Source organism: Kangiella koreensis DSM 16069, from assembly GCF_000024085.1.
Classification (GTDB): Bacteria; Pseudomonadota; Gammaproteobacteria; order Enterobacterales; family Kangiellaceae; genus Kangiella; species Kangiella koreensis.
Genome location: NC_013166.1, coordinates 1,195,430 through 1,209,831, shown reverse-complemented (window position 1 = coordinate 1,209,831; position 14,402 = coordinate 1,195,430). Strand labels below are relative to the sequence as shown.

Genomic DNA, 14,402 nt, shown 5'->3' with positions numbered 1-14,402 from the left:
TATTTAATTGAAGCCGCATTTTGCGGCTTCCCTTGTTTATATCCTTATTAAAGGAGTTCTTTATGGCAGTTTTTAATCTACGTGCATACGACGATCACGAACAAATCGTTTTTTGTCGTGATGTTGACTCTGGCTTGAAGGCCATTATCTGTGTTCACAACACTAACTTAGGTCCAGCGGTTGGCGGTTGTCGTATGTGGGATTATAACTCTGACGAAGGCGCACTGATTGATGCTTTACGCCTATCGCGCGGCATGACTTACAAAAATGCTATGGCTGGCCTGAAAATGGGTGGCGGCAAATCTGTAATTATCGGTAACTCTAAGACCATGAAATCTGAAGAGCTATTCCGTGCATTCGGTCGCTTTGTTGAAAAGTTAAGCGGTAAGTACATTACTGCGGAAGATGTCGGTATCAATCCAAACGATATGGCCATCGTCAATAAAGAAACCAATTACGTTTTAGGCTTGGAAGGCAAATCTGGTGACCCTTCTCCGGTAACTGCCTACGGCGTATATAAAGGTATTAAAGCAGCAGCCAAACATAAATTTGGTAGCGATGATTTAAACGGTCGTAAAATTTCCGTCCAGGGTTTAGGTCATGTAGGTTATTACCTGTGCAGACACTTGCATGAAGAAGGTGCTAAGTTATTTGTAACCGATATCAGTAAAGAAAGCATTGAACGCGTTGTAAACGAATTTAATGCGACTGCAGTGGGTATTGATGATATCTATGGTTTAGATGTTGATATTTATGCACCCTGCGCTTTAGGTGCAGTCATTAATGACAACACTCTTCCACAGATTAAAGCATCAGTCATTGCCGGTGCCGCAAATAACCAGCTAGCCGAAGATCGTCATGGCGACATTCTTCTTAGCAAAGGTATCTTGTATGCACCTGATTATGTCATCAATGCTGGTGGTATCATTAACGTATCATTCGAAGAAAATTATAATCGTGATGCTGCGTTGACCAAAGTTGATGAGATTTATGGCACTTTAACTGAAGTGTTCGAAGCCTCTAAACTTAGCGGACGCCCTACTAACGTGATTGCTGATGAATTGGCACGTCAACGTGTAGCCGATGCAAAAAAGAAATAATTCAAACTCTTAAATAAGTTTGAATAAAAAAACGGGCGTTTAGCCCGTTTTTTTTATGTATGCTCAAAAGACTCTATCGAGATGAGTCAACTCACACTAATCGATAGCATACTGGAAGTAAATGCGGTAAGCAGTCGACCAGATAGGATAGTCCACTCGAACCAGGTATGCCGCATATTCTTTACGATCACACCCTGTCACGGTAAACAATGTATCTACTAACTCGTTAGCCATTGGGTATTTAAGTTTCTCTGAGAAGTTAGCATCATGGCTTGATAGCACCAAATCTGCCTCATCATGGAAACGGTCATACCAGAGTGCGTCAGGACTGGTAATCATGGTTGCTAATTGAGTATTCATCGAATAAATACCTGCATTAGCAACACTACGCATGGCATAACTGCGCTCAAGGAAACACACCATATATAAGCTTTTAATTGGTGTTCTCACCTGCACGCTGACACAGCTGGCTTTTTTTCCACCATAAAAAGGTCCCAACTGCTCTTCCGGATAATTTTTCATGGCAGCAATATTAAAGCCATTAGCCTGATCCGGTATCGCTGGGATAATGATGGAGTTTTCTCCGCGAGTAAATTCATTAATGCTTTTAACAACACTTGCGCTAGTAAGTTCTTCTATTAATGAGACGTTTGCAAGTTTGTCAGCAACCTCCTCATCCTGAGAGATTAATTCTGGTTTTTCTAACTCAAGCTTTTGTTCTGAAGGACCAACTGGAATCACCAAAGGACGGGCAGTTTCTGTTTTGATGCAATTGTCAAAAAAGGTCAGCGTATATTGCTGAAGGAATTTATGGTCCTGCTCATTCTCTTTAAGAATACAGGCGAAAAACAGATTTTCCATCTGTTCACCGGTAACCGTTCGAGAAGCTTCAAAAAGTGATTTTCGCTGATCGGACTTATTGCCCTGAGTTTGGGTACTCTTATCTGAAGATTTGATAAGCGCTTTAAGGGCTGAGTGACTTCGTGAATACTCATAAATCAAGTTCTCAAAACGAACGACCATAGCTCTGGCTTCTTCAACCAGCTTGGCATTCATTTTGTGTTGTTCGGCCAAATCAATAAATCCACGTAAACCAGCAGGTCCAGGTAGTGAGTGAATAACTTGCAGGCCATCCACCGCTTTATTGATAGTTTCAACCATACGCTGACAGGTAGACTTATTAGCATTGAGCCAATTTGCCATACCGGTAATGGTTTTAGCATGATTCGGGAAATCATCGACGAGGTTCGATAGGCCGTTTTTAATGCGCTCACCCTCTCGATCAATAAGCGCTAATTCTGAGCGGGATAATGTCTTACTCACTGTACTGCCTTCTTGTTGTGATACATTGGTATATTAATTAGATACATTATGACACAAGCAACCATTTATCTCATATACAATAAGATAACCTAATGGCAAATTTGCATCAGAAACTGATGTTGCGAGTCATAAATGCATCATTCCATTATCTATCCTGAGCTAACCAGGCCCAAGCCATTACAGCCTGTAATGGCCAAATGCACTATATCTCCTTGTTTAGCAAGGAACAATGCATTTTAGACTTGTGAAGAATATCAATAAAATACAAAAAGATACAGTATTGGATACAAATATGATGCATCTCGGATAGCTTGAGGTTTTTGCCTAAATAACAGGCCGATGCTTGCGAATTGAGCGGAACCAAATACCGAGAACATTGGCAAAGATAATCAAACCAGCTCCAACTAGTTGTTGTGAGGATAGAGTTTCATCTAAAAAGACAAAACTGAACAGCATGGCGATGGGTACATAGAGATAATAAACCACCGAAGTGACTACATGATTTAATTCGGTACTAACCTTTATCCAGAGACTATGAGCAACCAGAGTGCAGACCACACCCAACACAATCAACCCTATCCAGCTTTCTTTAGGAATCGACCATTCCGCCTGAGGTAGACCAAAGCTGAAAATAACCATAGCCACAAAAAACTGACCAAACGTTCGACGCTCACCATTGATATGACGATACTTCTGATGCATCAAGGGCAACAAGGCATATAAGAAACCGGATATCACCGCAAGGATAAGACCAATCGTCATGCCATCATTAAGGTCGAACTCCGGCACCACCATATAAACACCGGCGAAAGCCAACAGCACGCAAAAAAGTTCAAGCCAATGTGGTGGTTGTTTATGCACAAACCAGCCAAGCAAAAGCAAATGCGCGCCAAAGGTTGAAACCCCAATAGCAGCAATTGAAGCTGTTGAAAGTTGAATGCTGTAGAAATAAGTGAGCCAGTGTGTAGCAAACACTAAACCCAGCAAAAAAATGAATATCCAGTTTTCTCGGCGCGCAATTAATGGCTTTCGCGTCATGCCTGCCAGCAGTACCAGGCCTACCACACTGACCGCCAATCTAAAGGCACCGATCAGCCACGGATCGACCTCAATATACTTGATAATAACCGGCACCATTGCCATCAAAAAGACAGCTAAAACAGCCAGCAAAACTAAACGCCAATAACCTGGATTCATACTTTAAAAATCAATCAGTTAAAAACACTTATTAATAAATTTGTTTAGAATTTATCACTATACGAAGGACGCATTCTTTCACACCCAATTTCTAACGGGTAGTTTTTTCCTTATTTCCACCCGAATTTTCTTGCATTTTTCGCTAAACAAAGTATAAAGCACATTCCATTTTGTGCTGATTGGCTATTTTTTGCTCACGGTCACTGATTAAGTGAATGGTGAGTTTGTCAGCACGCCTGGTAGGTCTGGGAAGTTTCTATCGTTACGCCCCCAGAAATTTGTAAATAAGCTTGTTTATGGCTTCCCTGTACAGGAGATTAAAGAAGTGTATAAAGACTTCGACTATAACCAAGAGATTGATCCTACTGGCGCAACAGAAACTCAGTGGCCTTCTTTTAAGAACGTCAACGAGAACGATGAGCGAAACGATCATTTCATACACAGAAACGGCAAAATCTTTGCGGGCACTCATTTGATCATTGATCTATGGGGCGCATCAAAGCTTGATAACCTACAACTGATGGAGCAAGCTTTCCGTGAGTCTGTAGTTGAGTGTGGCGCAACTTTGTTGCACATTCATATGCACCACTTTACACCTAACGGTGGAATTTCAGGTGTTGCCGTTTTAGCAGAATCCCATATCAGTGTGCACACCTGGCCAGAGCGCGACTATGCTGCGTTTGATGTCTTTATGTGTGGCGACGCTGAACCTCATAAAGCGGTAGAAATCCTGCGCAAAGCATTCCACCCTTCAAAAATTGAAGTGAGTGAAATTTTGCGTGGACAAGTTGAGAAATAAAGCCGAAGGCATTTAATCGACATGGCAAAAAGATTTATCGAAACCCTATACAGCACTTACGGGCAAAGCTTCATTGTTGATGAAGTTTTGTTCGAGAGTAAAACCGAACATCAGCATCTGATCATTTTTAAGAATGAGCAGTTTGGTCATGTTATGGCGTTGGACGGGGTTATCCAAACCACCGAAAAAGACGAGTTCATTTACCACGAGATGCTGACACATGTGCCGTTATTTGCACATGGTAATGCAAAACGGGTTTTGATTATTGGTGGTGGCGATGGCGGTATTTTGCGTGAAGTATTGCGTCACCCTGAAGTCGAACAGGTCACCATGGTGGAGATTGATGCTGCCGTAGTGGATATGTGCAAACAATACTTCCCGAAGCACTCTGACGGTGCTTTTGACGATCCACGAGTTAATCTTGTGATTGCTGATGGCGTTGATTTCATTGTTCATAATGCTAATGCTGAGAACGGTGACAGGTTTGATGTCATTATTTCTGACTCAACTGATCCGGAAGGCCCAGCCGAAGTGCTCTTTACTTCACGCTTTTATCAAGGCTGCAAAAACAGTCTTAATGAAGGCGGCATATTAGCAACGCAAAACGGTGTTAGCTTCATGCAGATTGATGAAGTGAAAACCACTTATAACCGCTTCAAAGGTATTTTTGACGATCGCTGGTTTTATGTAACGGCTGTGCCAACTTATATCGGTGGCAATATGACCCTTTCCTGGGGTAGTGATGATGCGACTTTGCGCCAGCACTCAGTTGAAACCATACGAGAGCGATTTAGTAAGGCTAATTTTAGTACCAGGTACTATAACCCTGAACTGCATGTCGCCAGCTTTGCCCTGCCCCAGTACGTGATTGAGGCGCTCAAGTAAAGCGTGCAAGAGAACACAAAGGCGAACTCAAGAGTTCGCCTTTTTTGTATCCCGCGTTTAGAAATGATAGTTTTATAAACGCATTAGGTATATAAAGTTTAATCATTAAGCATCTTCATAACCTGAAGATCGAATTGGAGAAACCAGCACAATGGTCGTTGATCAAAATGAAGCTTGGAGCATCGAAAAAGCCCGCGCCCACTACAACCTTCCTTACTGGAGCGAAGGCTATTTCGACTTGAATGAGCAAGGTAACCTGGTGGTGAAGCCTGATCGTAGCCGCCCAGAGTTTAACTTTGAACTTTCAGAAATCTGCAAGGAGCTACAAAAGAAAGGATTTCAGATGCCTGCTCTGCTTCGCTTTGGCGATATTCTGCATAATCGCGTCAATAGTTTGTGCGAAGCATTTAATCAGGCGATTAAAGAATACGAGTTTCAAGGCCGCTATACGATCTGCTATCCGATCAAAGTCAATCAGCAGCGTCGTGTGGTCGAAGAAATTGTGCAAAGCCAGGCTGCCATTAACAACAACAACGATAAACAGATTGGTCTCGAAGCTGGCAGCAAGCCAGAATTAATGGCTGTGCTTGCTTTATCCGAGCATACCAATTCAACTATCGTCTGCAACGGCTATAAAGACCGTGAGTACATTCGTACCGCCTTAATTGGTACGCAACTTGGTCACAAGGTCTACATTGTCGTAGAAAAGCTGACAGAGCTTCAATTAGTGCTTGAAGAAGCTGAAAGCATGGGCGTAAAGCCAACTATTGGCGTTCGAGCTCGACTAGCTTCAAAAGGTGAGTCTAAATGGCAAACCTCTGGTGGTGATCATTCCAAATTTGGCTTGTCTGCCAGCCAGATTTTGCGTTTGGTTGAAACGCTGCAAGCCAGCGACCAGGTGGATATATTTAAACTACTACACTTCCACTTGGGTTCACAGATTACCTCGATTCGTGACATCCAGAATGCACTCAAAGAATGCGCTCGCTTTTATGCGGAACTGCATGCGCTTGGCGTGCCAGTAGAAACCGTGGACGTGGGTGGCGGTCTTGGCGTGGATTATGAAGGAACTCGTAGCCAGAGCCATTGCTCAATCAACTATAGCTTGTCGGAATACGCCAATAACGTAGTGTGGGCATTTTATGATGTTGCCAACGAGAATGATTTACCTCATCCGAATATCATTACAGAATCAGGTCGAGCACTGACTGCTCACCACGCGGTATTAATTGCCAATGTTATTGATTCAGAAGCTCCTGAAAAAGTTGAGCTAGAAGCGCCTTCCGAAGAAGCGCCACTGGTGTTACACAACCTTTGGGAAAGCTATCAGGAAGCCATGAACACTAAAGATAACCGTAAACTTATGGAGACTTTCCATGATGCCGGTTACTTGCTGACAGAAGCTCAAGGAATGTTCAGCCACCAGGTCTTGTCACTTGCTGAGCGAGCGATGGCTGAGCGTCTGCACCGCATGATTTTGATGTTGGTCAAAGAGAAGTTAATTCCTGAAATTCAAGAGCATCAAAATACGCTAGACAATTTAAATGAAAAACTGGCCAGCAAATACTTCGTTAACTTCTCTATTTTCCAGTCATTGCCGGATGCTTGGGCGATTGACCAGATCTTCCCGGTGATGCCTTTAGTCGGGCTGAAAGATGAGCCTATGGAAAGCGTCATTATTCAAGATATTACCTGCGATAGTGATGGCGTGTTAGAGCAATATGTTAATGCACAAAGCATTACCCCTACTTTGATGCTCCCTACTTATACGCCAGGCGATGAATATTTGCTTGGCTTCTTTATGGTGGGCGCTTATCAGGAAATATTGGGCGATATGCACAACCTGTTTGGCGACACGCATACTATCGACCTGGTACTAGCCGAGAATGGAGAAATTAAAATCACAGGGACTGACTACGGCTCAGGTGTTGACGAAATGCTTGAATACGTGGATTTTGATGCTAAATCCATTTTGGAGTCTTATCGTCGCCAGCTCAAAGCAAGCGACCTTGAGCAAACGCAACAACGCCAATACCTGGCCGAATTACGCGAAGGTATTTATGGCTACAGTTATTTAGAGGATTAGACTGAAAATGACTCAGTTGAAAAGACGCTGGCCAGCCGAATGGGAAGCTCATGCAGCGACCTGGATGGCATGGCCGTGTCGTACTGAAATCTGGACCAATGGACTTGAGAAGGCCCAGCTAGCTTTTGCCGAAGTAGCCAATACCATTGCTGACTATGAGCCACTTTTTATGCTGGTAAAGCCTGAACATAAAGCTTTTGCCACCAAGAAGCTCAGCAGCTCTATTACTTTGGTAGAAATGACTATTGATGATAGTTGGACGCGTGATACAGCGCCAATCTGGATCGCAGAAGATGGCAAACCACTGGCTTTAGATTTCCAATTTAACGCCTGGGGCAATAAGTTCTCACCTTTTGATAATGATGCCAAAGTTGCTGATAACATCATAAACTATAGTGGTATACAGTCGCGTCAGATCGACATGGTATTAGAAGGTGGCGCGGTTCACTCTAACGGACAAGGTACTATTTTAACCACTAAAGAATGCTTGCTTAATGCAAACCGTAACCCCTCAATGAACCAGCAACAGATCGAACAGGTTTTGCTGGAGCAATTTGGTGCTGAGCAAGTTGTATGGTTAGAGAAAGGCGTTGCTGGCGATGTGGATACCGATGGACATATCGACAATATTGCCTGCTTCGTTGAAGAGGATTTAGTGATTAGCCAAAACTGTGACAAGCAGAGCGAGAACTTTGCTATATATGAGGAAAATCGCCAAATTCTTCGTGAAAACAATTTGAAACTGGTTGAGGTCTCCGAGCCTGAAGCACGTTATGAGGGCGAACTTCGTGTGCCTCTTTCGTATATTAATTTTTATATTGCCAATGATGCGATCATTATGCCGTCTTTCGACTGCAAGCAAGATGATGAAGCAAAATCAGTTCTGACTGACCTCTTCCCCCATCGCACTATCCATCAAATTAATGCCAATGAAATTTTAGTCGGCGGCGGCGGCATTCACTGCATAACCATGCAGCAACCCCAAATTTAATGAGCTCATACATTTGAGTCTTAATAGGTGATAACACTATGAGAAACGTAACATTTGCAGCAACCCAGTTTGCGGTTAGTGCAAACTTTGATGAGAACATCGCTAAAGGTGAAGCTTTAGTTAAACAAGCTGCTGAACAAGGCGCGAACGCTATTCTTTTACAGGAATTATTTGCTGGCTATTACTGGTGCAAAGATCAGGATCCTAAATATTTTGATTGGGCTGAGCCTTATCCAAGCAGCCGTGTATTACAGCACTTCTCAACAGTTGCGAAACAGTTAGGCGTAGTTTTGCCCATCAGCTATTTCGAAAAAGCTGGCAATGCACACTTTAATTCTCTGGCAATGATTGATGCCGACGGCACCATCATGGACAACTACCGCAAGATGCACATCCCAGATGGGCACGGTTATCAAGAGAAGTTTTACTTCTCACCAGGCGACACAGGGTTTAAAGTTTGGGACACCAAATTTGGCCGTATGGGCGCAGCCATTTGTTGGGATCAATGGTTCCCTGAAGCTGCACGCATTCTAGCGCTGCAAGGTGCTGAAGTGATTTATTACCCTACAGCCATTGGATCAGAGCCACAAGATCCAAACTGGGATTCGCGTGAGCACTGGCAACGTGTCATGCAGGGCCACAGTGGGGCAAACATGGTTCCAGTAGTGGCTTCAAACCGCGTTGGTACCGAACAAGGCGACACCTGCGGCATTACCTTCTATGGCTCTTCGTTTATAACAGATCCATTTGGTGCCAAAATCCAAGAGATGGATAAAACCAGCGAAGGTGTGATTTGCCAGGAATTTGATTTAGACCAGGTAGCGAAACAGCGCGCTAGCTGGGGCTTATTTAGAGATCGCCGTCCGGAATATTATAACCGTATCAATCAGTTCTAAAGCCGCTCACAAATAACAGGCAACGCATAACAAAAAGCCCAGCAAATAGCTGGGCTTTTTTATTCTCACCAAAATTTAGATTAACACTTTTTATTGGTCTGGCAATTGCCATAATTCGATCTTGTTTCCTTCCAGGTCCATAAACCAGGCAAACTTACCAAAACCATCTTCAACGACAATGTCGCCGACCTGCTTACCACCATTGGCTACAACTTGCTTAATACAGGCTTCCACATCATCAACCATCAGGTTAATCATGAAGTCTTTATCTGATGGTGCGAAATAATCAGTATCTTCCTTAAAGGCGCCCCAAACGGTATAGCCCTCTTTCGGAATATTTGCTACAGGAAAACTGGTACCGCCATAGCTTGGATCGATTTTAAAACCCAAAGCTTTTTCATACCATTCTCCTAGAGCATCTCTATCTTTGCACTTAAAGAAGACACCACCGATACCTAATACCTTTCCACTCATATTCAGTCCAGAAGCTTATCAAGACTATCTTCATTAACACCATTAATGACGCTAGTATACCCCATAGCCTCGAGCTCATCCTTAGCCTTAGCAGCTCGATTTCCACTTCGACAGTAGACAACAAAAGTTTGTTCATTAGCAAGATTCAGCTGACTAATACGGCTACCGATCTCATCTACAGGTATATTTACGGCACCAGAATAATGGCTATTGTTATACTCGCCATCAGTTCTGACATCAATTATTGTGACATCATCCAAAGCACCTTCTTCAGTAACGACAAGTCGTGCTTTGAATTCTTTTGGACTTAATATATTTCCCTCAGAAGGCAGAGGATCAAATGACATTAAACCAATTTTCATACCATTAAAATCACCTATCGATGAATCAGAGGTATTTAAATTAAAAGACTCCGCAGAGCTTGGAGTCGAATAAATAAAGCTTAATGTCGCATCACCCTCAGCAACACATTGAACGCCTTTAGGACACCTTGAATCATTCACAATATCGAGAAATTCTATAGTAGAATCCTTAAATGAAACCTTATCACCCACTGAAACCAGATACTCTTTAGCCAGAAGCTTATCAGTCGTTGAGTCCCCGCTTTCAACAGTAGGCGTAGATGCACAAGATGCAATAAAATATGTGATTGATAGTAAACAAACTAGTCTAAAAGCTTTCATAAATCCCCCGCAGGTATAAAAAGAATACAAGCCCATTGTTATACGAGATAAGAAGAGAATCAAGAAAGGAATGGCACCCCCGACAGGATTCGAACCTGTTACCTTCCCCTTAGGAGGGGGACGCTCTATCCAGATGAGCTACGGGGGTGCAGAAGTGCGATAGTTATTTAATATAGGGCTTTAATACTTCAGGGATATTAATACTGCCATCGGCATTTTGATAATTTTCTAAAATAGCCACTAAAGTACGGCCTACTGCCAATCCTGAGCCATTTAGGGTATGCAACAACTCGGGTTTGCCGGTTTCTGGGTTGCGCCAGCGTGCTTGCATGCGTCGAGCCTGGAAGTCACCGGTGTTACTGCAAGAAGAAATCTCGCGATAAGTATCCTGGCTTGGCAACCATACTTCAATATCGTAGGTTTTGGTTGCACCAAAGCCGATATCTCCAGAGCAAAGCGTGACGACTCGGTAAGGAAGCTCAAGTAGCTGCAAGACTTTCTCAGCATGACCAATTAGACGTTCAAGCGCCTCCATTGAATCTTCTGGCTTAGCAATATGCACCAATTCGACTTTTTCAAACTGGTGAAGGCGGATAAGCCCACGAACATCGCGACCATATGAACCTGCTTCACTGCGGAAACAGGGAGTATGTGCCACGAACTGTAAAGGTAACTGATCGGCTTCAATAATTTCGTCACGAACCAAGTTGGTTACTGGAACTTCAGCCGTTGGGATCAGATATAAAGGACGGTCATCCTGATTTTTACCTTGCGCTTTAAATAGGTCTTCTTCGAACTTGGGCAACTGACCGGTACCAGTTAAGCTTTCAGCATTGACCATATAAGGAACGTACACTTCTTCATAGCCGTGTTCTTTGCTGTGCAAATCGAGCATGAACTGAATCAAGGCTCGATGCAGTTTGGCAACTAGGCCTTTTTTTACGATAAAGCGGCTAGCGGCTATTTTTGCGGCGCTGGCAAAATCCAGACCACTTAAACCTTCACCCACTTCGACATGATCTTTTGGCTCAAAATCGAATTGACGCGGCTCACCCCAACGACGAATTTCAACATTATCATTTTCGTCTTTTCCTTCTGGGACTGACTCATCCAATAGGTTTGGAATTCCGTAATGAATCTCATCCAATTGAGTCATAACTTGATTAAGGCGTTCTTTAGCAGCATCAAGCTTACTGCCTAAATTGGCAACCTGATCTAATAACGGCTGAATATCTTCACCACGAGCTTTGGCCTGCCCTATCGACTTAGAGCTGGAGTTACGCTCATTCTGCAACTCCTGCGTTTCAACCTGAATAGCTTTACGCTCTTCTTCAAGTTTATTGTATTGCTCTACATCAAGCTCAAAGCCGCGCTTTGCCAGATTCTTAGCAACAGCATCAATGTCAGTACGTAATAATTTAGGGTCAAGCATCGTCTTTTTTGAATCCGTTATAGGTTTGCCGTAAATTTCAGGCGGCCATTCTACCACCAAGCCAAGCCCCAAAAAACACGAAAAGCATGCAAAGTAGTAAATTGGCGCTAATATTGATGCCTGCCTTGAGCCACAAGTGCTGCTGCATCAGTTGAAAGGTTTCGACTGAAAAGGTCGAGAAAGTGGTCAACGCCCCAAGAAAGCCAATAACAACGCCAAAACGTACACTATTGGACACTTGAGCCGCTTGCCAGAAGATTAATAGGAAACCAGCAATAAAACAGCCAATCACATTGGCTAGCAAAGTTCCCCATAGATAATGTTCACCAAGGAGCCACTCGGCCAGATCGCGACACTTAAACCGGGCAACGGCACCAAGAGCACCTCCAAGACCGATGCTGGCAATAACGGCTATATTCATGAGTTCCCCTTGTTGTATTGAGAGCTATATTGAGCGCTTTTAGTTTTGAGCCAGGCCAGTTTTTCAGCGATCTTTTTCTCCAGCCCTCTGTCCACGGGATAATAATATCGAGTATCGCCCTTTTCATCTGGTAAATAGGTTTGTCCGGCAGAGAAAGCATCGGGCTCATCATGGTCGTAGCGATATTCAGTGCCATAATCCAATTCTTTCATCAACTTTGTCGGAGCATTGCGAATATGTAGCGGTACTTCGTAGGTCGGTTCGTTTCTGACATCACGCAGCGCATTGTTATAAGCCTTGTAGACTGCGTTACTTTTTGGCGCACATGCCAGATAAATAATCGCCTGGGCAATCGCTAACTCCCCTTCAGGACTTCCTAAGCGCTCCTGCACATCCCAGGCATTCAGCGCTAAGGTTAAACCACGCGGATCCGCATTGCCGATATCTTCACTGGCCATTCGCACAACACGGCGCGCCACATACAAAGGCTCACAACCACCATCAATCATACGACAAAACCAATACAGAGCCCCGTCGGGATTGCTTCCCCTTACTGATTTATGTAGCGCCGATATTTGATCATAAAAGTGTTCACCACCTTTATCAAAACGACGCAAGGATTGGGTCAGAGTTTCTTCTAAAACTTCATCATCAATTACGGGTGAGCTTTCGTTTTTAGCTAAGGCAAGTTCGCTGGCCAGCTCTAGAAAATTGAGCAGGCGACGTCCGTCACCATCAGCTGCATCAACTAAATGTTTCCGGCTGTCATCGGCAATTGATAAATGATATTTACCAAGCCCAAGCTCCTCATCAGTCAAAGCGCGACTGATCAATTTGTCTAAGGCTGTTTCTGACAAATCTTTTAATACAAATACACGGGCTCTGGAAAGCAAGGCGTTGTTTAATTCAAAGGATGGGTTCTCAGTAGTTGCACCAATAAAGGTCAGCGTGCCATCTTCAACATAAGGTAAAAATGCATCTTGCTGAGCCTTATTAAAACGATGCACCTCATCGACAAATAATATAGTTGGTTTGCCTTGCGATTGATATTGGCGCGCTTCATCCACCGCTGCGCGTATATCTTTAACCCCGGCAAGGACTGCAGAAATGGTAATAAAATGGGCATTGGAGCTTTGTGCAATTAAGCGAGCTAAGGTTGTTTTTCCTGTACCGGGAGGCCCCCAGAAAATCAAAGAAAACGGACGCTGTGTTTCAATTGCTTGGCGCAGCGGTTTTCCAGCGGCTAGAAGATGCTCCTGCCCAACATAATCGTTCAAAGATGTTGGGCGTAGCCTGTCAGCCAATGGAGCATTGAGTGGTGAATTTGAAAATAAGTTCGATTGCCCGCTCATAAGGAATTAAGGACGCTCGGCCTCAAGTGGTTCCTGCTCCACCACTTCACGACTATCTATAACATCAACTCCCTCAGGAACGGTAAATTCAAAGTGGTCTTCATCAAACGGTGGATTCATAACCACATTGGTGAAATCGACTAAGGTCGACTGCCCCAGGTTATCTTTTACCTGTAGAGCAACCAGATCATCACCATTAAACTCAATGATTAACACTTCATATAAAGCATCAGGATCGCGAGGCATCAGGTGATAAATCATCACACCTTCTTGCTGGCCTTGTACCGCAGCCACTTCATAATTGGTTGCTACATCCAGTTGCGCCTGGCTCAATAATGCAGCTGGTGAGTTAGCTAACGTTTGATCAAGGCTCGAGACATTGATTTGTTCAATATCAATATCAAACTGCCACAAGTTAACACCATCTGCGATAATTTCCTGCTCAAATGGCTCGCTCACCACCCAACGAAACAACTGGGGTCTTTGCAGTTCGAAATAACCGGAAGACTCATCGATCAAAGTACCGAACTCATCTGTAATGACCTGACTAAAGTTAGCTTTAAAACTATCAATCGCAGTCAGCTTTTTTTCTAAGTCCTGAGGCGCATCAGCAGCTACCAAAGTACTAAAACATAATAAAGCACTGGCAGAAACAAATTGGGTTAATCGATTTTTAATACTTTTAATCATTATAGATACCATAATATGGTCAACGTTAACTAGTTTATAGCCTAGTTATACTGAATTAGGCCTTAACATCATT

14 protein-coding genes and 1 tRNA gene are annotated in these 14,402 nt (G+C 43.4%); 6 read left to right on the top strand and 9 right to left on the bottom strand.

The annotated features are described in order from the left end of the window. The first annotated feature begins 62 nt into the window (after nt 1–62). On the top strand, nt 63–1,100 hold the full coding sequence (locus KKOR_RS05715) for a Glu/Leu/Phe/Val family dehydrogenase (RefSeq protein ID WP_012801066.1): 1,038 nt from the start codon (nt 63–65) through the stop codon (nt 1,098–1,100). A 96-nt stretch (nt 1,101–1,196) separates the two neighbouring features. Here KKOR_RS05715 and KKOR_RS05710 read toward each other — a convergent pair whose 3' ends face one another. Together KKOR_RS05710 and KKOR_RS05705 are read right to left on the bottom strand one after the other, a co-directional pair. Then, nucleotides 1,197–2,423: a hypothetical protein gene (locus KKOR_RS05710; protein WP_012801065.1), complete on the bottom strand. Its 1,227-nt coding sequence runs from the start codon at nt 2,421–2,423 to the stop codon at nt 1,197–1,199. A gap of 324 nt (nt 2,424–2,747) precedes the next feature. Beyond that, nucleotides 2,748–3,620, bottom strand: a complete 873-nt coding sequence (locus KKOR_RS05705; protein WP_012801064.1) for a DMT family transporter — start codon at nt 3,618–3,620, stop codon at nt 2,748–2,750. A 325-nt stretch (nt 3,621–3,945) separates the two neighbouring features. Between KKOR_RS05705 and speD the strand changes: the two genes are divergently transcribed. The 5 genes from speD (at nt 3,946) to aguB (ending at nt 9,277) form a co-directional block, all read left to right on the top strand. Continuing rightward, nucleotides 3,946–4,419 carry an adenosylmethionine decarboxylase gene (gene speD, locus KKOR_RS05700; RefSeq protein WP_012801063.1) on the top strand — a complete coding sequence of 158 codons (474 nt, stop codon included), beginning with the start codon at nt 3,946–3,948 and terminating at the stop codon, nt 4,417–4,419. A gap of 21 nt (nt 4,420–4,440) precedes the next feature. Continuing rightward, entirely contained in the window at nt 4,441–5,304 is an 864-nt protein-coding gene (gene speE / locus KKOR_RS05695) for a polyamine aminopropyltransferase (RefSeq protein ID WP_012801062.1), read from the top strand. A 151-nt stretch (nt 5,305–5,455) separates the two neighbouring features. Continuing rightward, on the top strand, nt 5,456–7,390 hold the full coding sequence (speA, locus tag KKOR_RS05690; RefSeq protein ID WP_012801061.1) for a biosynthetic arginine decarboxylase: 1,935 nt from the start codon (nt 5,456–5,458) through the stop codon (nt 7,388–7,390). Between the two features lie 7 nt (nt 7,391–7,397). Further along, complete coding sequence (locus KKOR_RS05685) at nt 7,398–8,381, top strand: agmatine deiminase family protein (RefSeq protein ID WP_012801060.1); 984 nt, start codon at nt 7,398–7,400, stop codon at nt 8,379–8,381. A gap of 38 nt (nt 8,382–8,419) precedes the next feature. Further along, nucleotides 8,420–9,277, top strand: coding sequence for an N-carbamoylputrescine amidase (gene aguB, locus KKOR_RS05680; protein ID WP_012801059.1), 858 nt, complete (start codon nt 8,420–8,422; stop codon nt 9,275–9,277). A 90-nt stretch (nt 9,278–9,367) separates the two neighbouring features. Here the strand turns inward: aguB and KKOR_RS05675 are convergent, their stop codons facing one another. The 7 genes from KKOR_RS05675 to lolA all read right to left on the bottom strand — a co-directional run bounded on the left by KKOR_RS05675 (nt 9,368) and on the right by lolA (nt 14,329). Next, entirely contained in the window at nt 9,368–9,751 is a 384-nt protein-coding gene (locus KKOR_RS05675) for a VOC family protein (RefSeq protein ID WP_012801058.1), read from the bottom strand. Nucleotides 9,752–9,753: 2 nt separating this feature from the next. Then, a complete protein-coding gene (locus KKOR_RS05670; RefSeq protein ID WP_012801057.1) occupies nt 9,754–10,434 on the bottom strand; it encodes a rhodanese-like domain-containing protein in 681 nt (226 codons plus the stop codon). 71 nt (nt 10,435–10,505) lie between these two features. Beyond that, a tRNA-Arg gene (locus tag KKOR_RS05665) sits at nt 10,506–10,582 on the bottom strand. Between the two features lie 15 nt (nt 10,583–10,597). Continuing rightward, nucleotides 10,598–11,866, bottom strand: coding sequence for a serine--tRNA ligase (gene serS, locus KKOR_RS05660; RefSeq protein WP_012801056.1), 1,269 nt, complete (start codon nt 11,864–11,866; stop codon nt 10,598–10,600). A 37-nt stretch (nt 11,867–11,903) separates the two neighbouring features. Then, the gene (gene crcB / locus KKOR_RS05655; protein ID WP_012801055.1) at nt 11,904–12,287 is read right to left on the bottom strand and encodes a fluoride efflux transporter CrcB; all 384 of its coding nucleotides are present in this window, start codon (nt 12,285–12,287) and stop codon (nt 11,904–11,906) included. Further along, the gene (locus KKOR_RS05650; protein ID WP_012801054.1) at nt 12,284–13,639 is read right to left on the bottom strand and encodes a replication-associated recombination protein A; all 1,356 of its coding nucleotides are present in this window, start codon (nt 13,637–13,639) and stop codon (nt 12,284–12,286) included. The genes crcB and KKOR_RS05650 overlap by 4 nt, the downstream gene beginning before the upstream one ends. Before the next feature lie 6 nt (nt 13,640–13,645). After that, on the bottom strand, nt 13,646–14,329 hold the full coding sequence (gene lolA, locus KKOR_RS05645) for an outer membrane lipoprotein chaperone LolA (RefSeq protein WP_012801053.1): 684 nt from the start codon (nt 14,327–14,329) through the stop codon (nt 13,646–13,648). Nucleotides 14,330–14,402 lie beyond the last annotated feature (73 nt).

Excerpts from the sequence above, each read along its gene's own strand:
- KKOR_RS05715 (WP_012801066.1), top strand. The coding sequence starts at position 63 with ATGGCAGTTTTTAATCTACGTGCATACGACGATCACGAACAAATCGTT.
- KKOR_RS05705 (WP_012801064.1), bottom strand. The coding sequence starts at position 3,620 with ATGAATCCAGGTTATTGGCGTTTAGTTTTGCTGGCTGTTTTAGCTGTC.
- speE (WP_012801062.1), top strand. The coding sequence starts at position 4,441 with ATGGCAAAAAGATTTATCGAAACCCTATACAGCACTTACGGGCAAAGC.
- speA (WP_012801061.1), top strand. The coding sequence starts at position 5,456 with ATGGTCGTTGATCAAAATGAAGCTTGGAGCATCGAAAAAGCCCGCGCC.
- KKOR_RS05685 (WP_012801060.1), top strand. The coding sequence starts at position 7,398 with ATGACTCAGTTGAAAAGACGCTGGCCAGCCGAATGGGAAGCTCATGCA.
- aguB (WP_012801059.1), top strand. The coding sequence starts at position 8,420 with ATGAGAAACGTAACATTTGCAGCAACCCAGTTTGCGGTTAGTGCAAAC.
- KKOR_RS05675 (WP_012801058.1), bottom strand. The coding sequence starts at position 9,751 with ATGAGTGGAAAGGTATTAGGTATCGGTGGTGTCTTCTTTAAGTGCAAA.
- KKOR_RS05670 (WP_012801057.1), bottom strand. The coding sequence starts at position 10,434 with ATGAAAGCTTTTAGACTAGTTTGTTTACTATCAATCACATATTTTATT.
- serS (WP_012801056.1), bottom strand. The coding sequence starts at position 11,866 with ATGCTTGACCCTAAATTATTACGTACTGACATTGATGCTGTTGCTAAG.
- crcB (WP_012801055.1), bottom strand. The coding sequence starts at position 12,287 with ATGAATATAGCCGTTATTGCCAGCATCGGTCTTGGAGGTGCTCTTGGT.
- KKOR_RS05650 (WP_012801054.1), bottom strand. The coding sequence starts at position 13,639 with ATGAGCGGGCAATCGAACTTATTTTCAAATTCACCACTCAATGCTCCA.
- lolA (WP_012801053.1), bottom strand. The coding sequence starts at position 14,329 with ATGATTAAAAGTATTAAAAATCGATTAACCCAATTTGTTTCTGCCAGT.